The sequence below is a fragment of the Clostridium autoethanogenum DSM 10061 genome (assembly GCF_001484725.1).
GTDB classification, from domain to species: Bacteria; Bacillota; Clostridia; order Clostridiales; family Clostridiaceae; genus Clostridium_B; species Clostridium_B ljungdahlii.
The window spans coordinates 2,597,061-2,619,653 of the sequence record NZ_CP012395.1 but is presented as its reverse complement, the minus strand read 5'-3'; the positions used below and the strand labels follow the sequence as shown (position 1 = coordinate 2,619,653).

The following is a 22,593-nucleotide window of genomic DNA, read 5'->3' as shown; positions in this document are numbered from 1 at the left end:
TTTCTATAAAAACTTAATTTTGTATAAAAACTTTAATTTAAAGAATTTGTTTATATAATTCACAGGCATCTTCTTTGGTAACTTTACGCATATTATTATCTAGTAAACGTGTAACCTGCATTCCTGCATCAACTAAAATATCCAAATCAGATGCTGGTACGTCAAAAGTAGATAGACTCGTTGGAATATCCAAATGCTTTACAATTTTTTCAAACTGTTTAATCATAAATTCACTTTTTTCTTCCACAGTAGTGCAAGTTTTTTCTCCATGAACACATCTGTCATATGCTTCAGCAAATTTTGCGCGACACACTGGTTCATTAAATCTCATTACAGGTACCAAAAGAATCGCATTAGATACGCCATGAGCAATATGATATTTACCACCAAGTGGATAACTTAAAGCATGTACAGCTGTTGTTCCTGAAGCTGTTATTGCAACTCCTGCGTAAAAGCTTGCAATTTGCATTTTATTTTTAGCACTCATTGCTTCAGCATCATCACAGGCCTTAACAATATTATTAAGAATCATATCCAAAGCTTCTAGAGCAAAAATATCACTGAAAGGATTTGCCTTGTTTCCAGTAAAGCACTCAATAGCATGAGCTAATGCATCTACACCAGTAGCAGCTGCAATTTTTCTAGGTAACTTTTTAATCATAATTGCATCTAAAATAACATAATCTGCAATCATTTCTTCATTTACTATACCTATCTTTAATTCTTTCTCAGGAACTGCCACGATTGCATTAGGTGTAGCTTCAGCTCCAGTTCCAGCTGTTGTAGGTATCATCAAAGTCTTTATACACTTTTTAGCTAATTTAGGTTCATCTAATAATTCATGAACTCCATAATCATCTGTTGCAAGTATACTAGCAAGCTTTGCAGTATCCATAACACTGCCTCCGCCTACTGCCATAATAAAATCAGCTTTACTTGCCTTAAATTCATCTACAAGCTTTTGTGCTTGACTATATGTAGGTTCAGGTGGTAGATCATCAAGTATACTTACTTCAACTCCTGTTGCATTCACAAAGTTCATAGGATAATCTAATAAACCTGCACTTTCAATTCCTTTGTCTGTAAAAACAGCTAACTTATTTACTTTATTTTCTAAAATAATTGTTTTTATATTTTCTAATGAATTTTCACCACTATATACAACATGTGGCATTTTTAGATTATATTTTTCTAACATTTTATAACTTCCTTCCCTCATTTAATCTTAAAAGCATTTTTGATAAATCGCTAAATATAGTTTCTTTACCAAATCCACCAGATTTTGAAATTACATTTAGCATCTTTCCATTATAATTAAGCTGTGACAGCACAACTCCACAATCCATTTCACATACAGGAAATATACCTTTAATACCAGCCTCACGTGCAAATCCAATGAGTGAATCTCCCCCCATAATGAAAATGGTACTATCACATCCCTTGTCAATTAACCGCTTCAAAATCTTGCCCATGCTAGATATAATATGTGTACGCATCTGTTCAGTTGAAATTCCTTTTTTCTGTGCATAAGCAGTTGTGCTCTCAGTGCCTTCCATATCGTTTGTATCAATAATGACCATATGATTATTTTCACTAGAATCATACAAATTCTGAATAAATTCATCTGCATCACAGTTTTCTGCCCAATCAGTGTTCAGCTTTTGCTCTGGAGTAAGTCTAAAATATGGTATTCCCTTACACTTTGCATCATTGCATTGAGCAACTGAAACTGGATTAACACTGCCGCATGCTACAAACATATTGGGTTTTATTTCAGGTATTCGCGGTCTCTCGCTTCCAAGCTGAAGAATCTGTGATAATATAGACGCTAATCCTGCACAACCAGCTATTAGATGCATTTCATCCTTTTTATTAAGCTTTTCAGCAATATTTTTGATATCCTGATCACAACTCGAATCATACACTATGATTCCTTCTGTTGATTCACATGATTCTGAAATATCTGCGCTCATAATATGAACTGGAAGCTCAGACTGAGAATTAATAATTTCTTTTATATCTGAGTAACAAACCGGCTCAAAGGGGTCCTGACCAAAAATGCTTTGAGCAACTGGAATTCCATTTATATAATGTACACCATTTACAGTAGTGCGACCCATTTTCGGAAATGCAGGAATAAAATGAATGTGTTTTGATTTACTTGCCAGCATTGCCGCCGTAAGTTCTGCACCAATATTTCCACGCAAAGCAGAATCAGTTTTTTTATAAATATATGAAATTCCGATTTCAGTTGCTTGTCTTACAATTGAAAATACTTTTTGATACGCTTCTGCCTTATCAAGATGGCGAGTCTCTGCATCAATTACTAATACTTCCACATTTGACTCTATTTTAGTGTAATTGATTTGAGAATCAACTATCACATATGTTACAGCACCACTAAGTGTGAACTGCACACCTGTATCTAGTGCTCCTGTAAAATCATCTGCTATTATCAATAGTTTAACCATGTAATGTAAGGCCTCCTCCAATTAATGTAATGATTTCTATTAATAAAAATAAAATATTTAATAAAGATTTCATGGACATTATGCCGTGTTCTTTATGCCCTTATAATATCAGAACTTATAATTCCATTAAATGAAAACGTCCACATTTTTCGTTTAATTTTGAAACAATATTAAAGCTTATTGTATTTATTGATGAAATATTATAATATTGTTACATAAGTATTTCATATTTGAACATATGATTATAAGGAGAGATATAAAATGTCATCTAAAATAAGAATTTTAGCCATTGCACCATATTCCAGTATGGAGCCTTTACTAATTAAGGTCTCAAAAGATTATCCCAATATAGATCTGACAATTACGGTGGGAGATTTAAAAAAAGGAGTAGAAATCGCTCAAAATAATTTTCACGGAAACTACGATGTTATTATATCACGAGGCGGTACTGCTAAATTACTTCAACAGTCAGTTTCACTGCCTGTAATTGAAATTAACACATCTGTTTATGATATTTTACGTACTTTAAAATTATCAGATGCTGATACAAAAAAAGTCGCAGTAGTTGGTTTCCCAAATATTACAAAGGGCCTTTTATCTTTAATGGAATTATTACCATATGAAATTGACATATTTACAATAAATTCTGCAGATGAAGATATTTCAATTCTACAAAATTTAAAAGATACTGGTTACCATGCTATTCTTTGCGATATGATTACCTATACAACTGCTAGAAAATTTGGTATGAATGCATTTTTAATTACATCGGGAATTGAAAGTATTCGTGATGCATTTGATACTTCTGTTTTTTACTGTAATAACTATACTAATATGAGATCTGAAAATCACTTTTTAAGACAACTTATCCATGGAAGAGATGCCAAAACAGTAGTTTTTACAAATGATGGGAAATTGTTTTATTCTACACTTTTAGATGATGATACAGATATTTTAGATACACTTCATAAAAAAATAGATGAAGTTCTTCCAACTGGAAAACGTCATTTCTTACATCGTCAAAATAACCTGCTTTATTCTATTCAAGGACAGAGAATTCTCTCTGACGAATTTGAATATATAGCTTTCTATTTTTCTGTTAGTAAGCCTCCACTATCTGGCAACAAATGCGGTATCAATTACAGTAGCAGTAAAGAAGTAGAAAAAGATTATTTCAATAGTGCTTATAGTATAGTTGGTTCAATTGATAAACTTAACAGCACCATTGACCAAGTAAATCAAAATTTTTACCCTGTTATGATTTCTGGTGAAGAAGGTACAGGAAAAAAGCAAATTGCTAAGGCTATCTATTTAAACAGTCCTGCAGTTAAGCAGCCATTTATAGAAATTGATTGTACTCTATTAAGTGATAAAATATGGGATTACATTTTAAATAATCATAATTCACCTTTATGTGATTCTGGTAACACTATTTTTATAAAAAATGTAAATGGTTTAAGTCAGCAGCAGCAAAAGGAGCTTTTAATTGCCATGACAGATATGGAAATTTGTAAAAGAAATAGAGTTTTACTTTCATGTATAAGTTCTTCTAGCGGAACACTTGATTCAAATATGATGGCATTTATAAATCACCTGCACTGTTTTATCATCACTTTACCAGCATTAAGAGATGATCCAGCGCGCATAGATTCAATTTTAAAACTATATCTTAACAAACTAAATATATCTACTGGAAAACAAATTTTAGGAATCACGCCAGATGCAATACAGATGCTTTGCGGATTTTCTTGGCCTTATAACTATACGCAATTTACTCGGGTTATTCAAAATCTCACTATAATAACTAAAGGTCAATATATTTCTTCTGATGAGGTAAAAGAAGTCTTAAGTAAAGAGAAAACTATTTTTTCAACTTCTTTCAATTCTAAATATTCTGCAAAGCTATTAGACCTATCTCGTCCTCTTAGTGAAATTGACAAAAATATTGCACTAAAGGTAATTGAGGTGTGTAACGGCAATCAAACCAAGGCTGCTGAAAGTCTCAAAATCAGTCGAACTACATTGTGGCGTTTAATTAAATCTAAATAGATGATCTGCAAACTATCTATTTTTGTGAAAGGGCATATTAGAATCTGTTATTTCTAATATAAAATAATTTGCCACCCAGAAAACAAACGCGGTGGCAAACAGCCAAATTTTCATATTTAATTACGCAAATCTATTGATTTACCTTGATTAGCTTAACTACACACTCCACGTGAGCAGTCTGTGCAAACATATCCACAGGCTGTACTTCTTTAGTCATATATCCGAGCTCTCTCAACACTGCTAAATCCCTGGCAAGGGTTGCAGGATCACAGGACACATAAACTACAGTCCTTGGTTCCATATCTGCAATTGCCTTAAGGAGCCCCATATCACATCCCTTTCTTGGGGGATCAACCACTACCACATCAGCCTTTATTCCTTTGCTTATGAGCTCTGGTATCACTACCTCAGACTTTCCCGTTATAAACTCTACGTTATTTACCCCATTTTGCTCCGCATTTATCCTTGCATTTTTTATGGCTTCATCGATTATTTCCACACCATATACTTTCTTTGACTTCTGGGATAAAAATAAAGATATAGTTCCCGTACCACAATAAGCATCAAATACAACTTCATTCCCACTTAAGCCTGCATATTCCAATGCTTTACTGTAAAGCACTTCCGTTTGAATAGGATTTACCTGAAAAAATGAAAGAGGGGATATATTAAATTTAAAATTACCTATAGCATCCCTTATAGTATCCTGTCCCCATAGATTTACACATTTTTTACCCAATATCACATTAGTTTTATTATTATTTATATTATGTACTATACTCTTTACTCCAGATATGTTCTTACACATAAGTTCTACAAGTTCTTTTTTATGAGGCAAGTTTTCAGTAAAAGTTACAATTACCAGCATAATTTCACCTGTAGCAAATCCTTTTCTAGTCATTATATGTTTTATAGTACCTCTGCCTGTTTTTTCATCATAGGGTTCTATATTATACTTTTCAATCCAATCTCTCATAAATTTTACTATTTTATCTGAAGTTTCGTCTTGAATGAGGCAGCTTTCCATATCTATTATTTCATGACTTGCCTTTGCATAAAATCCTATATTTATTTTTTGATTACATTTACCTACTGGCAATTGTACTTTATTTCTATATCTATAGGGATTTGTCATACCTAGAGTGTTATACAATTTTACTGAAGTATCTTCACTGCTTTTCTCTAAAACATTATCTTTAAATATTCTATCCTGTTCCTCTACTTCAAATTTTCCTATTCTCTCTAAGCAATCTTTTACCCTCTTTTTTTTGAAATCAAGTTGCCCTTCATAGGACATATGCTGAAGCTGACATCCACCGCATCTTTTATATATACTACAGAGAGGATTTGCCCTATAAGGAGACGGTTCAAGTACCTCCAGCAATTTTCCAAAAGCAAAATTTTTATTTACCTTTATGACTTTTACCTTTACCTTTTCTCCCTGAATAGCTCCCTGTATAAAAATTGTAAACCCGTCTACCTTTCCAACTCCCTCTCCCTGGTATCCCATGCCATCTATTTCAATTATATATTCTTTATTTTTTTCTATTTTTTCACTCATATATTCACCTACTTAAACAAAATCTAAAACTTTTCATTATTAATTCTTAACTCAACCACAACCAATACATAGTCCAATTTATGATTCAAAATTTCCATAAGTACAGTATACAATTAAAGGAACACTTTGTACAAACAAAAAAAATTGCACCCGCAAAGGTGCAAAAAATAGAATCAGTTGTCTTACTTTCTCTGTTATATAATTTTAGCCATATATTGTTATATTATACATTAAAGTTATGTTAAATTTCAATAAATATTTAAAAATATAACTACATTATATTTACTCTGCCGTTATATACTATTCCTCTTATGACGTCCATAGTAATAAATGTGCCTGTCTTTAATATTTCAGTGGCACCTCCTGCATTGCAAATAATAGGTATTTCTCTTGTAAGACATTCAATGGCAAGGTGAGAGGTTAAGCCACCTTTTTCTGATATGATTCCTGCAACTCTATCCAAAATATTAATATATCCTTTATCCAAATCTTTAACTACTAAAATGTCGTCCTTTTCAACTACTTCATCTGCTTCTTTCGGACTACTTACTATCTTTGCAGTTCCATAACCCGGTCTAGTCCCTGATCCTCTTCCCTGAGCTAGTATATCTCCTACTATATGAACTTTAAGCATATTTGTAGTTCCAGAATAGCTTACAGGTATACCTGCTGCTATGATTACCAGGTCTCCTTTTTTTACATATCCACTTTTCAAAGATATTTCAACAGAATTGTCTATCATTTCATCTGTAGACTCCACCTTTTTGGCAAGTATTGGGAATACGCCCCAATTTAAAGCAAGTCCCCTAGCTACTTTACCACTTGGAGTTACAGCTATAACATGACATCCTGGCCTATATTTTGAAACCATTCTAGCAGTATTACCGCTTTGAGTAGCTGTTATTATAGCAGAAGCTTTTAATTCCGAAGCTGTAGTACATGCAGCAAGGCTTATAGCATTTGGTACATTTTGTATATGTGCTTCTCTCTTTTTCTCAAGCAAAGAATCATAGTTAATTTGCTCCTCTGCTCTCTTAGCTATCCTTGCCATAGTTTTAGCAGCTTCCACAGGATATTTTCCATTAGCAGATTCTCCACTTAGCATTATAGCATCTGTACCATCAAATATAGCATTAGCTATATCAGAAGCTTCTGCTCGTGTAGGTCTAGGATTTCTTATCATGGAATCAAGCATCTGTGTAGCAGTTATAACAGGCTTTCCTGCCTTATTACATTTTTCTATTATAAATTTCTGAATCATTGGTACTTTTTCTATAGGAATTTCTACTCCCATATCTCCTCTTGCTACCATTATCCCATCAGAAAATTTTATTATTTCATCTATGTTGTCAACGCCTTCTTGACTTTCTATTTTAGAAAATATCTGTATATCTTGTCCTCCATTTGCTTCAAGTACTTTTCTTATAGCCATAACATCAGCTGCTTTTCTTATAAAGGATGCAGCTACCATATCTACTTCCATATAACATCCAAATTTCAAATCATCTTTATCTTTTTCAGTTATGGCAGGAATAGATATAGAAACTCCCGGTACATTTACACCTTTATGATTGCCAACTGCCCCGCTATTTTTAACTGTGCAATTTATTTTATTTGCTTCAACACTTTCAACTTCAAGTCCAACTAGACCATCATCAATAAGTATGCTGTCGCCCTTTTTTACATCATTGCTCAATTCAGCATAAGTTATGGAACATTTAGTCTCATCGCCTAAAATATCTTCTCCGCAATAAACAGTAAACTGCTGCCCTTCTTTCAATTCTGCCTTATCTTCCTTAAAATTACCCGTTCTTATCTCAGGTCCCTTTGTATCAAGCATTATTGCTATTGGCTTATTGTATTTTTCTCTAAGTTTTTTTACCATATTTATTCTCTTCTCATGTTCTTCATGATCTCCGTGAGAAAAATTATGTCTTGATACGTTCATTCCAGCCTCAATAAGCTCTGACAAAACCTCTTCTGAACCACTTGCAGGGCCAATGGTGAAAATCATCTTTGTTTTTTGCATAGTAACACACTCCTTAATAGAAAATATTATTTACGCTAGCGCATAAGCTATCTCATAAAGCTTTTCGTCAAACCTTCTTGGCTCACTTAGTGCCTCGTCTATATCCAAATCAACAACCTTTCCGTTTCTAATTCCAACAACTCTAGAAGATTTGCCTTGTTCTAACAATTCGACAGCTCTATATCCAAATCTTGAAGCTAAAATTCTATCTGAACAAGTAGGACTTCCTCCTCTTTGAATATGTCCAAGTTTTGTAGCTCTAGTTTCTATACCGGTAATATTCTCAACCTTCTCAGCTAAAGCTTCAGCTCCACCAATACCTTCTGCAAGTAATATTAAATTGTGCATTTTTCCTTTCATCTTTGCTTCTAATATACTTCTACACAATTCTTGTTCATCATATCCTTTTTCAGGTAAAATTATATTTTCAGCTCCACCTGCAAGTCCAGAATAAAGAGCTATATCTCCACAATTTCTTCCCATAACCTCTACAATGCTTACTCTTTCATGAGAGGTAGAAGTATCTCTTAACTTATTTATAGCATCTAAAACGGTATTTACTGCTGTATCAAATCCTATGGTAAAATCTGTATATGCCAAATCATTATCTATAGTTCCAGGTAATCCTATAGTAGCTATCCCTAATTTAGATAATTCATGTGCTCCCCTGAAAGATCCATCTCCACCTATAACTACTAATCCATCTATTCTAAATGTTTTTAATATATTTACTGCTCTTTCTCTTCCCTCTTCTGTTTTAAATTCCTTAGATCTAGCAGTTTTTAATATAGTTCCTCCTCTTTGTATAATGTCTGCAACACTACTCCTCTGCATGGGTACTATTTCGCCATTCATTAATCCACTATATCCTCTTTTAATTCCCATTACGTTTAAGTTTTTATCTAGAGCTGTCCTCACTACTGCCCTTATAGCAGCATTCATTCCAGGAGCATCTCCTCCACTTGTTAACACAGCTATTGTTTTCATATGCACACCCCCTATGACCGCAGGGACTATTTATGTCCCGCTTTAGTTAAAACCAACTTAATTTACTATAATTACAATCATAATTATAACATACAATTATGTACTTTTCACCACATTATGAACTTTATTCAAATAAAATTCTAACAACCAAAACATTATAAAAATTTCTTTCTTATAGTATTTTGGTTGTTTTGTCACAAAAATATACTTCTTATCTATATAATTTTTACATTATTATCTCCAAAGCTTTTTCTTAGAAAAGACATAAGTTCCAAATCAGATTTTATCCATAATTCCCTATCCAACCTAAACTTTTTTCTTTCCTTTTTTGTACACAAATATACGGGAATATTTCCTTTAAAGTTTACAAATACAGGTCTAATTCTCTCTAAAGCTTCCTTTAAAATATCTTGATCTTCAATCAAAATATAAAGTTTTTCTGTATCTATTCTCACCAGAGGCTCTATAACTTCGCAGAGAAGCTTAGGCTGTTCATCTTCCCTTACGCTTACTCTACCCTTTGCTATAATCATATAATCATCTTCAATTAGACTTCTAACTCTCTGAAATACTTTTGGAAATACTATTATCTCCATAATTCCATAAAGATCTTCTAACTTTGCAAAAGCCATCATATCATTATTTTTAGTAATTTTTTTAGATACTTCGGAAAGTATTCCACCAACTATAACTCTATCACCATCATTTACTTTAGCTTCCTCTACAAAATTATCTTCTAAAGTTTTCCTACCTACTATGTCAGATATTTTAGTATCTGCCTGCAATTCTAATGTTCTTGCATATTCATCCAGCGGATGTCCTGAAAGATATAATCCAGTCATTTCCTTTTCCATAGCCAGCATATCTAGCTTTTTAAATTCTTCTATAGAAGGATATTTTATTCTTACACTACTATCTTCAATTTGAGAAAATAGGCTCACCTGTCCTTCTATATTCTTTTTTCTAGAATTTATAACACTGTCAATTACTTTTTCATGTACTGCTATAAGTTGAGATCTCAGCACTCCAAAACAGTCAAAGGCGCCTGCTTTAATTAAACTCTCTACTACCCTTTTGTTTATGGAATCCAAGTCTATACTATTACAAAAATCCACTATATCTTTAAACTTACCATGTTTGGACCGTGATCTGACTATACTATCTATTACATTCTCACCTACATTTTTTATAGCAGACAACCCAAATCTTATATTCCCATCTTCTACTGTAAACTTTGTACAACTTTCATTAATACTTGGAGGCATTATTTCTATTCCAATACTTTTGGCAAACCTTATATAATAGGCTACTTTTTCACTGTCTCCTTTTACACTATTTAACATAGCTGCTGTAAACTCAGTAGGATAATAATACATTAAATACGCTGTTCTAAACGCCACTACAGCATAGGCTGCAGCATGGGATTTGTTAAATGCATAGGATGCAAAATCCATCATAGAATCAAATATGTCATTGGCTATTTTTTCAGATATACCATTGCGCACACAGCCTGGTACCTGTATTTCACCTTTTTCATCTACAATTCCATATACAAAATTATGTCTCTCTTCCTCCATAACATGGTGTTTCTTTTTTGACATAGCACGTCTCACCAGATCACTTCGGCCCATGGAATATCCTGCTAAATCTCTTACAATTTGCATTACCTGCTCCTGGTATACCATGCATCCATAAGTAACAGAAAGAATGTGTTCAAGCTGAGGGGTTACATATTCTATTCCCTCAGGGTTATTTTTGTTTTTAATATATTTGGGTATTTCTGACATAGGTCCTGGTCTATAAAGACTTATTCCTGCTATTATATCCTCCAGAGAATCTGGTTTTAGTTCCTTCATAAAAGAACTAAAACCAGGTGATTCAAGTTGAAATACCCCTACAGTTTTTCCTTCACCTATCATATTGTAAACAGCTTTATCATCATAATCTATAGTATCTAAATCAATTTCTATACCCTTATCCTCTTTAATCATTTCAACAGCATCTCTTAAAACAGTCAACGTACGCAATCCTAAAAAGTCCATTTTGAGAAGTCCTAGCTCCTCCAGAGTATTCATAGTAAATTGTGTAACTATATTATCTTCATTTTTTTGAAGTGGCACATAATTTACAAGAGGTTCTGAAGCTATAACAACTCCTGCCGCATGGGTAGAGGTATGCCTTGGAAGCCCTTCAAGTGCTCTAGCAATATCTATAAGTTCTTTAGTTCTTGATTCACTGTCATAAGCTTCTTTAAACTCAGGATTCATGTCAAGTGCTTTATCTATAGTTATATTGGGAATTGAAGGTATCATTTTGGCTATTCTATCTACTTCCCCATAACTGTAATTCATCGCTCTGCCTACATCTCTTATACACATCTTGGCTGCCATGGTTCCAAAAGTTATAATTTGAGACACACTGTCTTTTCCATACTTTTCTACCACATAATCTATTACTTCTCCACGCCTTTCATAACAAAAATCACTGTCAATATCCGGCATAGAAACTCTTTCAGGATTTAGGAAACGTTCAAATATAAGCTTATATTTTATAGGATCTATTTTAGTTATTTCAAGTGTATAGGCAACTATAGAACCTGCTCCACTTCCTCGTCCAGGTCCTGTCATTATCCCATTTTTTCTCGCAAATCGTATAAAATCCCATACTATAAGAAAATAGTCAACATAACCCATTTTCTTTATTATGCCTAGCTCATATTCCAGCCTACTTTTCAATTCATCTGTTACATCATTATATCTTTTATAAAGTCCCTTATAGCATAAATCCTTCATGTACTCATAAGGATCTGTGTCTTCCGGTAGAGGGAATTTAGGAAGCTTTGATTTATGAAACTCATAGTCAAAATTACATTGATCTGCTATTTTAATCGTATTCTCTAGAGACTCCGGCACATTGGAAAACATATCATACATCTCATCTGGCGACTTTAGATAAAATTCATCTGAAGGATATCTCATTCTATTTTCTTCATCTACAGTTTTGCCAGTTTGTATACAAAGCAAAATATCATGAGCCCTGTAATCTTCCTTTTTTATATAATGAACATCATTTGTGGCAACTAAAGGTATGTTTAATTTTTTAGACATAGAAATCAACTGTTCATTTATCTTGAGCTGAGCCTCTATACCATGATATTGAATTTCCAAATAAAAACCATCTTTAAAAGCACTTTTATAAAACAAAGCTGTCTCTTCAGCTTTATCTATATTTCCTTTTAATATATTGGATTGAACTTCACCACTCATACAAGCACTTAGTGCTATTAGCCCTTCACTATGATTTTTCAAATAATTATGGTCTACCCTTGGTTTATAGTAAAATCCTTTTATAGAAGCTGTAGATACTATTTTCATTAAATTCTGATATCCTTCTTCATTTTTCACCAAAAGCACCAGATGGTAGTTTTCATTTTTGCCATTGTTTTGCTTTATAGTCATATCTCCCTGAGATACATATATTTCGCAGCCTATTATAGGCTTGATTCCCTGTGCCCTTGCTTCTTTATAAAATTCCACACATCCGTACATAACACCATGGTCTGTTATTGCCATACTATCCATTCCCAGTTCTTTTGCTCTGGCTATAAGTTCTGGAATTTTAGCTGAAGAATCCAGGAGGGAATATTCCGTATGTTGGTGTAAGCTAACCCATCTATGTTTTCCTTTGTCCATTAAACATTACCTTCTTATCATTTTTGCAGATAAAATGCTTTTCCCAACTATATCCTTTTTATCATTAAGCATACTAACTTCTACTTTGCAATAATTTATACCTTTGCCTATTACATCTACATATATTGTAATTTCATTATCAATTTGTACGGGCTTCATAAAATATGTATTTATATTATCTACAAGTATATTTGCATTGTTTTTCTGTCTCAAGATTACAATTGCCATAGTGGACAAAAGCATATTTAAGGTACCCCAGGAACCTGTCCCCATAGAATCTAGCATTTCTGCAGTTATTCTTCCTGTAAAGCAATTTCTACCATCCTTAACCTGAAATTCAAATTTCTTTAGTATGGAGTCTTCAAGAGTTTCTGCTAGTTGAGGCTGCCTTGCCATGTACTGAAGTGCCTTTATCACATCTTTCCTAGTTATAACTCCTATTAGTTTTTTACCTTTTACTACAGGAAATAATTCTATACCATCCCACCCCATTATATGAGCTGCATAAGCTACTGTAGTTTTAGGCGTTACTGTAATTGGTTCCTTAGACATCACCCTGCCTATAACTTCATTATCAGAACCATGACTTGGTAAATCCTTTGGTGCAACAATTCCTACTAGTTTATTTTCATCATCTACTACAGGATATCTGTCATGCTTAAATTCTTTCATCATTTGCTTCCATTTAAGTACCGTATCCTTAACGTTAAGATAAGATGGATTAATTTGCATTATATCTTCTACAAGCACTATTTCTTTTTTTATTAAATTTTCTGAAATAGCTTTATTTATCATACTAGCTACAGTAAAAGTATCATAGCTAGTAGATATTATAGGAAGGCACTTTTCGTTAGCTAGGTTCTTTATCTGATTACTGCATCCAAAGCCGCCAGTTATAAGGACTCCTGCATCGTTTAAAAGGGCAAGTCTTTGGGCTTCTTCTCTGTTTCCTATTATGACTAAACAATCTTTTTTTATATATTGCTTCATGGCCTCTATGGTCATAGCTCCTATTATAAATCGATGTAGTATTTTATGTACTCCATTTTTTCCCCCAAGCAAACTTCCATCTACTATATTTATTACTTCACCATAAGTTAGAGACTCCATATTTTTCTTTTCAACTTTTTCAATTCTCACAGTTCCTACTCTTGGGATTGTAGTAACTATTCCAAGGCTATCTGAATCTTTTATAGCTCTATATGCCGTTCCATCACTAACCCCTAACTCACTTGCTATACTTCTCACTGAAATTTTAGTACCAGTTTCTAGTGAAAGTATGTACTTGATTATATCCTCATGTTTTGACATATAATCTGTGCCTACCTTTCTTTTCTCAGTTCATCTGCTATTTTCTCAATTCTCCTAAGTCTGTGATTTACTCCAGATTTACCTACTTTAGGATTCAACATTTCACCTAATTCTTTTAAAGATTCATCCGGATAATTTAACCGAAGTTCTGCAATATCCCTTAAGTTTTCAGGCAGCCTGTTTAACCCTATCTCTTTTTGTATAAGCTTTATACTCTCCATTTGTCTTACTGCCGCATTAACAGTTTTACTCAAATTTGCAGTCTCACAATTCACCAGCCTATTTACATTATTCCTCATTTCCTTCATTATCCTTATGTTCTCTAATTCCAAAAGAGAAGAGTGTGCTCCTATTATATTCAAAAGATCCACTATTTGCTCTCCTTCTTTAATATACACTATAAAACTACTCTTTCTCTGTATTACTTTAGAATTCAATCCATATCCATTTATAAGTTTACTTAAATCCAATGCATAATCACTGTCATGAGTCACAAATTCAAGGTGATACGTCTTTTCTGGATTACTTATACTCCCACCACCTAAAAAAGCTCCCCTTATATATGCCTTTTTTAGCTTTTCATTTTCCTTAATATCTTCTGTTATACTATAATCCAGTGAAAAAACATCTTCTTCCTCCTTTAAAAGTCCTACTTTTTTAAGTATGGATCTTACATCAGCATCTTCTGTTATCATTATTACATACACATTATTTTTTTTTAAAGAATTACTCTTTTTAACCAGGATTCTAGTATGTATATGAAAAATATCCTTCAATATCTTAAATATGAATCTGGCAATTGCAGCATTTTCAGTAATTATCTTAAAGCTAAACTGCCTCTTTCCTCCAAGCATCAAAGTTCCACTAACCTTCATTATGGCAGACAATTCTGCTATAGCTTCTTCCTCATCTATATTTGAGTACCTACAAACTTCATTTTTTACTTTCAATGAAAATGACATATATATCTCCCACTTATCTCCTATTTTCCTTTAATCTTTCTGATAAATAAAAATATTCTATTATCTTCTTTCTATCAAATAACAGCTTTTTATCCATAATAGTTTCTATAAGTATGGAAGCCAATTTTTCAGAATTATGTCTTATAAGTCCATTCTTAATACTTATAAAATCTCCTTCAATTACTTTTACCCCCATAGAAGCTACTAAATCTTCATTTATTTTAACTAAATGAGATTCTTCTTCTTTATATTTCCCTTCTAACTCTGTATTTATTTTACCTACATTTATAATTACATAATCTATTATGGGAGCACCCACATGATTAAATATAGCACTAATATGGTCTTCTACAGAAAATCCATCCGTTTCTCCCGGCTGGGTCATTATATTTGAAACATAAAGCTTTACAGCATTTGTATTTTGCAGTGCACTAGCTATATCACCAACTAAAAGATTTGGTATTACACTCGTATACAAGCTACCTGGTCCAAGTATTACTGCATCGGCTTCTTTTATAGCTTCTACGGCTTCTTTTAATGCCCTAGCACCTCTAGGTTCTATAAAAATTTTATCTATTGGACTATTTCTTTCTATTGCTTTTTGGGGAATATTTGATTCTCCCTCTACAATAGATCCGTCTTTCAATCTGGCCTTTAAAGTTAAATTGTCAAGGGTAACAGGCATTACCTTACCTGTTACCGCAAGTACAGAACTCATTTTATGGACGGCTTCTTCAAAATTTCCGGATATTCCATCCATAGCTGCCAAAAATAAATTTCCAAAGCTCTGATTTTTCAATCTTCCATCCTTGAATCTATACTGGAGTAAATCTTCCATAAGTGGCTCAGTATCAGCAAGTGCCATTATACAGTTTCTTATGTCTCCTGGTGGGAGCATTCCAAGATCTTCCCTTAAATCCCCGGAACCTCCTCCATCATCTGCTACAGTTACTATAGCAGTTATATTAGACGTATAGTATTTAAGTCCTCTTAGCATAGTGGAAAGGCCAGTTCCTCCTCCAATAGCAACAATTTTAGGACCTTTTACCAAAAGACGTTTTTCATATATTAAATTTTCTAACTTTCTGGAATCTAATGACACACTTAAATATCCTTTATTTATAAGTGCTATTATAGATCTCATACCTTGAGTTATGGAAATATATACTACAAATATCCCGGATATAATTAAAAATACATAAAATGATATATAGTAAAGGCTGTAAAATCTTCTGTTTACAAATTCTATTACTCCAAATATTATAAAGAGTACTCCCATGGCTCCAAGCATAACCCACCTTTTAACTTTTATGCCAGGTCTAAGCCAATCTACAATCTTCATAATTTTTTACCACCTTTATTAACATCTTCTTCTATATCTCTATGATCAATATTAACCTTATGCCCATTGTTTTTTAGTCTATTATAAATGGCATTTGCAATAAATACAGAACGATGCCTTCCCCCAGTACATCCTATGGAGATAATCAGTTGTCTCTTTCCTTCTTTTAGATAATTTGGAATTAAAAATTCTAACATACTTTCCAGTTTATTTATAAATTCATTAGTCTCCTTAAAACTCATTATATATTTCATTACAGAGGTATCCTTACCTGAATATTCTTTTAACTCAGGTATATAGAAAGGATTTGGTAAAAATCTCACATCAAATACTAGATCTGAATCAACAGGTATGCCATATTTAAATCCAAAAGAAAGTACGGTAATCATAAGCTCTGTTTCCATCTGTCCTTCTTCTGAATATATCTTAGTTATCTCTTCTCTAAGTTCCCTAGTTACTAAATTAGATGTATCTATTATGTTGTCTGCCCTGTCTTTCAATTCTCTAAGTTTGTTTCTTTCCATAATTATACCATTTAAAATTCTTCCGTCAGGTGCTAGAGGATGTTTTCTCCTGGATTCTTTGAATCTTTTAATAAGTACTTCCTCTGAAGCATCTAAAAACAATATTTCATATTTATAACCCTGCTCCTTTAGATAATTCAAGCTTTCAAATATGTCATTAAAAAATTGACCTCCTCTTATATCTATTACTAGGGCTATTTTATCTATTTTCCCATCAGTTTTATAGCATGCTTCCGCAAATTTCGGTATTAGTGTAGGAGGAAGATTATCTACACAAAAGTACCCTAAATCTTCTAAACTTCTTATAGCCTGAGTTTTTCCCGCTCCAGATAATCCTGTCACTATAACAAATCTCATAGTCACATCCCTCCATTTAAAAATATTTTTACTTTTTCTAATTATATCACAACAAACTACAACAATAAATACAACCTAAAAAGGGGAACCAGTGCAATACACAGCACCAATTCTCCGCTCTCTACTCTTCCCCTATAACTCTAACTTCAGTATACAAGTCTACATTAAATTTTTCCTTAACTTTATGCTGTACAATAGCTATTAAATCTAAGATATCTTTTGCTGTTGCACTTCCCTTATTTATTATAAATCCTGAATGCTTTTCAGATACTTGGGCGCCACCTACACTCTTTCCCTTTAATCCACTGTCTTCTATAAGTTTTGCAGCAAAATACCCTTCTGGTCTTTTAAAGGTACTTCCTGCAGATGGATATTCTAGAGGTTGTTTTTCATTTCTCCTTCTATTCAAATCTTCTACACGGTTTTTTATCTTCTCATAATCCCCATGCTCCAAATTAAAGGTTACTTCTAGGACAGTATATTTGTATTTCAAAATGGAACTGCTTCTATATTCTAACTCTAATTGTTTTCTATCTAATACTTTGATTTTTCCTTCATTATCTATGACTTTTGCACTTTCTACAACATGTGAAATTTCGCCATTATAAGCACCTGCATTCATTGTAACTGCCCCACCTACGCTTCCAGGTATGCCACAGGCAAATTCAAAACCTGATAGCTTGTTATTAAGGGCAGTAGTTGAAATATCCTTTAGCGATACACCGCTTTCTGTAATAATCTTATTGTCCTCAACTTTAACTTCATTTAGTTTTATAAGTTTAATCATTATGCCTCTTATTCCGCCATCTTTAACAAGTAAATTAGAACCATTTCCCATTATATAATAAGGTATATTATGTTCTTTACATAACGTTATAACATCTACTACTTCCTGAAATTTTTTAGGAGTAACTAATATATCTACAGGACCTCCTACTCTAAAAGAAGTATGTTCCTTCATAGGTTCGTCTATTTTTATGTCTTCTTTATCTAATATTTTCTCTAAATTTGTAGCAAAATCTTTAAACTTATTCATTATAAATATTCTCCTTGAAAATTAAAATTAAGCGTTACACTATGTAATTATAATATACAATGCAATTACAAATTGTATCATATTTTCTTTTATCTATCAAACTAAATTTTTTCCCAAAATAAAGTTAAAAATATAGGATTTATAAACAGAGTTATTGACATTAGATGAAGTTTTAACTCCATCTAATGCTTAGAAATCCTATATTTAATTTTCATTTTTTTTAAAGTATGAAATTATGCTTTCCGCCGTACGTCTATCTATTGAAGGCGTATCCATAAGTTCATTCATGGTAGCTTTTTTTATATTCTCTATACTCTCAAATTTTTTTAACAATTCTTTTCTTCTCTTGTTACCTACATTAGGTATGTCTTCTAATACAGAATGAAGTACTCTTTTATTTCTCAAACTCCTATGATAGGTTATTGCAAACCTATGAACTTCGTCCTGTATTCTAGCAATGAGTTTAATTACATTAGAATGCGGAGATATCAAAACTTCTTCATTTTTATATATAAGTCCCCTAGTCCTATGTCTATCATCTTTTACCATTCCACACACAGGTATGTCTATATTAAATTTTTTTAACACCTCCAAGGCCGCATTTACCTGACCCTTTCCACCATCCATAAGAATTAAATCTGGGAAGGCACAAAACTTTCCTGCACTAAACTTTAAATTTCTTTTCTTTATTCTTTCTATTTCATCAAAGCCATGCTTAAATCTTCTAGTCAGTATTTCCCTCATACTATCGTAATCATTGGCTCCTTTTACGGAATTTATTTTGAATCTTCTATAATCACTGTTTTTAGCTCTTCCATTTTCAAACACTACCATAGTACCTACTGAATCCACGCCCTGAATATTAGATATATCATACGCTTCTATTCTGTGGGGTATATCTTCCATGTCTAATGCTTCTGTAAGTTCTTCAAGAGCAGTATTGTACATCTTTTTATCTTGAATTAATTTCAATTTAAAATTTTTCAAAGTTGTCTTAGCATTTTCCTCCACCATATTTAAAGTAGCCCTTTTTTCTCCTTTTTGAGGTATTTTAATATATACCCGAGCATCTTTTTTCATACTAAGCCAATTCTGGAGAAGTTCAATTTCATCAGCTTCAGGCACATATATTGTTTTTGCTATATATGCAGTTCCCCCATAAAACCCCTCTATAAAATTTGATACTATTTCACCCTTAGGCAAATCCTGAGTATTTTCTAAAATAAAATGCTCTCTTCCTATTATTTTTCCGGATCTAGAGAAAAATACTTGAACACAGCTGTCCACATTATCTGAATACATATTTATAAAATCTTCATCTTCAAATCCTCCAGTGGTTATCTTTTGTTTTTCAATTATCTTTTGCACTGCTAGGATTTTATCTCTCAGCTCTGCAGCTTTTTCAAATTCGAGTTTTTCTGAGGCAATTTCCATATCTTCTTTAAGCTTTTTACTTATGTCTCTATTTTTTCCTGATAAGAAATCCATAACTCCACTCACGATTTTTCCGTATTCCTCTTTAGTAATATATCCAGTACAAGGAGCCTTACACAACCCTATATAGTAGTTTAAACAAGGCCTTCCCTTCATTTCTCCTTCTTTTATTGATAGTCTGCAAGTTCTAATTGGAAATATCTTTTTTATAATTTCCATAGTTTCATATACAGCAGAAGGACTAATATAAGGTCCAAAATATTTACAGCCATCCTTTACCATATTTCTAGCGGATATTATTCTTGGGAAATCCTCATTTACTGTTATTTTTATGAGAGGATATCCTTTGTCATCCTTTAAAAGTATATTATACCTAGGTCTATATTTTTTAATTAAATTACATTCTAAAATAAGAGCTTCCATTTCTGAATCTGTAACTATATATTCAAACTCAGCAATATGCTTCACCATAGCCTTTACCTTTTCAGAATGATTCTTAGAATTTTGAAAGTACTGCCTAACTCTATTCTTTAAAATTTTTGCCTTTCCAACATATATTACCTCACCTAAAGAGTTTTTCATTAAATATACTCCTGGTTTATCCGGTAATACCTTTAACTGATATTCAAAATCAAACACTACATCCACTCCTAAAACTACTTACAAAATATGATTGGAAGCTTGTATATTGTAAATAAAAGTCCAAATATCATTAAAAAATCCTCTATTACACAACCAATTTTAGAATTAGTATTATAAGTTAACGGCAGTTTAAATTTTTTATTCTTAAAAGGGTAAAAAAGGGGTACCCCTCTATTGGTAACCATATCACAAAGGAGATGCATTCCATATCCTATCATAAAATAGTACACCAGATAGTGTACATTATACATGTTTCCTAAATATCCTATAATAAAAGAAAACAATATCATACCCATCAAGCTGTGAGTCAATCCATTTCTATGAGAAGACACAGCTATTATTATAAACGATATGCCAATAGCTTTAATAATAGGTGCATTAGTATAAAGATAATCGTACCAAAGTAGTCCTATCCCTAAAGAGCTATACACCATAATCTTACTTGTCTTATTTCTAAATGGAAGTATATATTTGTTTATTATACTTTTAGGGTGATCCACATCTGGAAGTATTGATGAAAATGCCACTATTAAAAGGCCTATATAATTAAATTTCCCCGGAAGTACGTTGTAAACGGACAAAAAAGTAACTATTCCCATTTCCGCATGAGTTTTCCCCTTCATATTTTCTCCTTTTTATCCTGTCATAATGTTAAATATTTTTGCATATAATTCGATAATCCGCTTATTGCCTATATTATAACATTAAATTTACAACAAATTTACTTTTTACAACAAAATTTCCCGGGGAATTTTAAAATTTCAATTATTTTCGTAATGCTGTTCTTATAACTTGCGAAGCTATAGAAGCCGCTAACTTTCCTCCCTGTCCTCCATTTTCTACAATTACCGCCACAGCTATCTGTGGATCATCATAAGGTGCAAAACCTATAAACCAGGAATGAGGTGGTGAACCAGGTCCTTCTGTCTGATTATCTGCTGTTCCAGTCTTTCCTGCTACTTCTACACCTTCCACAGAAGCATTAGTTCCTGTTCCAGATTCTACAACAGATCTCATAAGATCTTTCATAGTATTTGCTGTATTTGAAGAAATTATTTGGCCTACTTGTTCTGCTTGTATGCTCTTTACTTCTTCACCCGTACTTGTAAGCACATCGCTTACCAAATGAGGCTTCATCATAACACCACCATTAGCTATAGTGCTTGTAACTACTGCCATTTGAAGTGGACTTGCCAAATCGCTGCTCTGCCCTATAGCACTCTGAGCTATACTTCCCTTTTCATAGGATTTTAACATTGGAAATTTACTAGGTTCTACAGGTATTCCATCTGTAGGTATTTCCTTATTAAAGAAGAACTTTTCAGCAGTTTGTTTTAACCTGTCATTTCCGAGCTCAATTCCAAGTGATCCAAAATAAGCGTTGCTAGAATGAGTATATGCTTGTTTAAAATTAATACTTCCAAGAACCTCTCCTTCAAAATTGTGCAGAGAATATCCTCCACCTAAAGGAAGTTCACCATTATCCTGAAAATATCTATTTTGAATTCCTGATATATTTTCTAATCCACTTACAGCAGTTACAGTTTTAAAAGTAGATCCAGGTGGATAAAGCCCTGCCGTAGCTCTATTTAAAAGAGGTTTAGTTTTATCCTGATTTAACTGCTGCCATGTATTTGCAAGGTCATTCGGATCAAAAGAAGGTCTTGAAACAAGTGCTATTACTTCACCAGTCTTTGGGTTTAACGCCACAACTGCCCCCTTATTTCCATCAAGCAGGTCATAAGCCATTTTTTGAGTTTCCAAATCCAAAGTTGTTTTTAAACTATTTCCCACTTTCTTTTGGGATTTCCCCTTATTTTGAATAAGGCTCTTTATACTATCCTGAATATTACTGGACATTAACTGTTCATCATATTTTTTCTCAAGTCCTGTAATTCCATATTTTTGATCCACATAACCAAGTACATGGGCAAACATTGCCCCCCCTGTGTATTCCCTTTTCTGAGTTTCAGAATTTATAGGATCGCTCTTAGTAAGTGCATTACCATTTCTATCATATATGGTTCCTCTAAGCACCTCATTTCTTTTTATCCATAACCTTCTATTATAAGGACTATTCTCTATCTTAGGTCCCACTATCATTTCAAAATAAGTCATATAAGAAATAAGTGCTATAAAACATATTAAGAAGACCATCATCACTTTCTTTATATTGTTCACTATGTTATTCATAAT

General features: G+C 32.8%; 15 protein-coding genes. 1 reads left to right on the top strand and 14 read right to left on the bottom strand.

Translation table 11 applies throughout. The annotated features are described in order from the left end of the window. Positions 1-37: 37 nt before the first annotated feature. Positions 38-1,198, bottom strand: a complete 1,161-nt coding sequence (locus tag CLAU_RS11990; RefSeq protein WP_013237065.1) for an iron-containing alcohol dehydrogenase — start codon at positions 1,196-1,198, stop codon at positions 38-40. Position 1,199: 1 nt separating this feature from the next. After that, positions 1,200-2,471 (bottom strand): four-carbon acid sugar kinase family protein, encoded by a 1,272-nt coding sequence (locus CLAU_RS11985; protein WP_023162611.1) that lies wholly within the window; start codon positions 2,469-2,471, stop codon positions 1,200-1,202. Between the two features lie 261 nt (positions 2,472-2,732). Here CLAU_RS11985 and CLAU_RS11980 point away from each other — a divergent pair, with 261 nt between their 5' ends. Continuing rightward, positions 2,733-4,520, top strand: coding sequence for a sigma-54-dependent transcriptional regulator (locus CLAU_RS11980; RefSeq protein ID WP_023162610.1), 1,788 nt, complete (start codon positions 2,733-2,735; stop codon positions 4,518-4,520). Positions 4,521-4,650: 130 nt separating this feature from the next. Here the strand turns inward: CLAU_RS11980 and rlmD are convergent, their stop codons facing one another. The 12 genes from rlmD to CLAU_RS11920 form a co-directional block, all read right to left on the bottom strand. Next, complete coding sequence (gene rlmD, locus CLAU_RS11975) at positions 4,651-6,081, bottom strand: 23S rRNA (uracil(1939)-C(5))-methyltransferase RlmD (RefSeq protein WP_023162609.1); 1,431 nt, start codon at positions 6,079-6,081, stop codon at positions 4,651-4,653. Between the two features lie 271 nt (positions 6,082-6,352). After that, the gene (pyk, locus tag CLAU_RS11970) at positions 6,353-8,110 is read right to left on the bottom strand and encodes a pyruvate kinase (protein ID WP_013237008.1); all 1,758 of its coding nucleotides are present in this window, start codon (positions 8,108-8,110) and stop codon (positions 6,353-6,355) included. A gap of 30 nt (positions 8,111-8,140) precedes the next feature. Continuing rightward, positions 8,141-9,097 (bottom strand): 6-phosphofructokinase, encoded by a 957-nt coding sequence (gene pfkA / locus CLAU_RS11965; protein ID WP_013237007.1) that lies wholly within the window; start codon positions 9,095-9,097, stop codon positions 8,141-8,143. A 215-nt stretch (positions 9,098-9,312) separates the two neighbouring features. Then, positions 9,313-12,789: a DNA polymerase III subunit alpha gene (locus tag CLAU_RS11960; protein WP_013237006.1), complete on the bottom strand. Its 3,477-nt coding sequence runs from the start codon at positions 12,787-12,789 to the stop codon at positions 9,313-9,315. A 6-nt stretch (positions 12,790-12,795) separates the two neighbouring features. Continuing rightward, entirely contained in the window at positions 12,796-14,100 is a 1,305-nt protein-coding gene (locus tag CLAU_RS11955) for a DRTGG domain-containing protein (RefSeq protein ID WP_023162606.1), read from the bottom strand. 11 nt (positions 14,101-14,111) lie between these two features. Then, on the bottom strand, positions 14,112-15,062 hold the full coding sequence (gene whiA, locus CLAU_RS11950; RefSeq protein ID WP_013237005.1) for a DNA-binding protein WhiA: 951 nt from the start codon (positions 15,060-15,062) through the stop codon (positions 14,112-14,114). A 13-nt stretch (positions 15,063-15,075) separates the two neighbouring features. Then, a complete protein-coding gene (locus CLAU_RS11945; RefSeq protein ID WP_013237004.1) occupies positions 15,076-16,404 on the bottom strand; it encodes a gluconeogenesis factor YvcK family protein in 1,329 nt (442 codons plus the stop codon). Beyond that, positions 16,401-17,285: an RNase adapter RapZ gene (gene rapZ / locus CLAU_RS11940; protein WP_013237003.1), complete on the bottom strand. Its 885-nt coding sequence runs from the start codon at positions 17,283-17,285 to the stop codon at positions 16,401-16,403. The genes CLAU_RS11945 and rapZ overlap by 4 nt, the downstream gene beginning before the upstream one ends. A gap of 121 nt (positions 17,286-17,406) precedes the next feature. After that, entirely contained in the window at positions 17,407-18,321 is a 915-nt protein-coding gene (gene murB, locus CLAU_RS11935) for a UDP-N-acetylmuramate dehydrogenase (RefSeq protein ID WP_013237002.1), read from the bottom strand. Positions 18,322-18,525: 204 nt separating this feature from the next. Then, positions 18,526-20,394 carry an excinuclease ABC subunit UvrC gene (gene uvrC, locus CLAU_RS11930; protein ID WP_013237001.1) on the bottom strand — a complete coding sequence of 623 codons (1,869 nt, stop codon included), beginning with the start codon at positions 20,392-20,394 and terminating at the stop codon, positions 18,526-18,528. Between the two features lie 17 nt (positions 20,395-20,411). Continuing rightward, a complete protein-coding gene (locus CLAU_RS11925) occupies positions 20,412-21,020 on the bottom strand; it encodes a metal-dependent hydrolase (protein ID WP_013237000.1) in 609 nt (202 codons plus the stop codon). A 142-nt stretch (positions 21,021-21,162) separates the two neighbouring features. Then, positions 21,163-22,590, bottom strand: coding sequence for a peptidoglycan D,D-transpeptidase FtsI family protein (locus tag CLAU_RS11920; protein ID WP_013236999.1), 1,428 nt, complete (start codon positions 22,588-22,590; stop codon positions 21,163-21,165). Positions 22,591-22,593 lie beyond the last annotated feature (3 nt).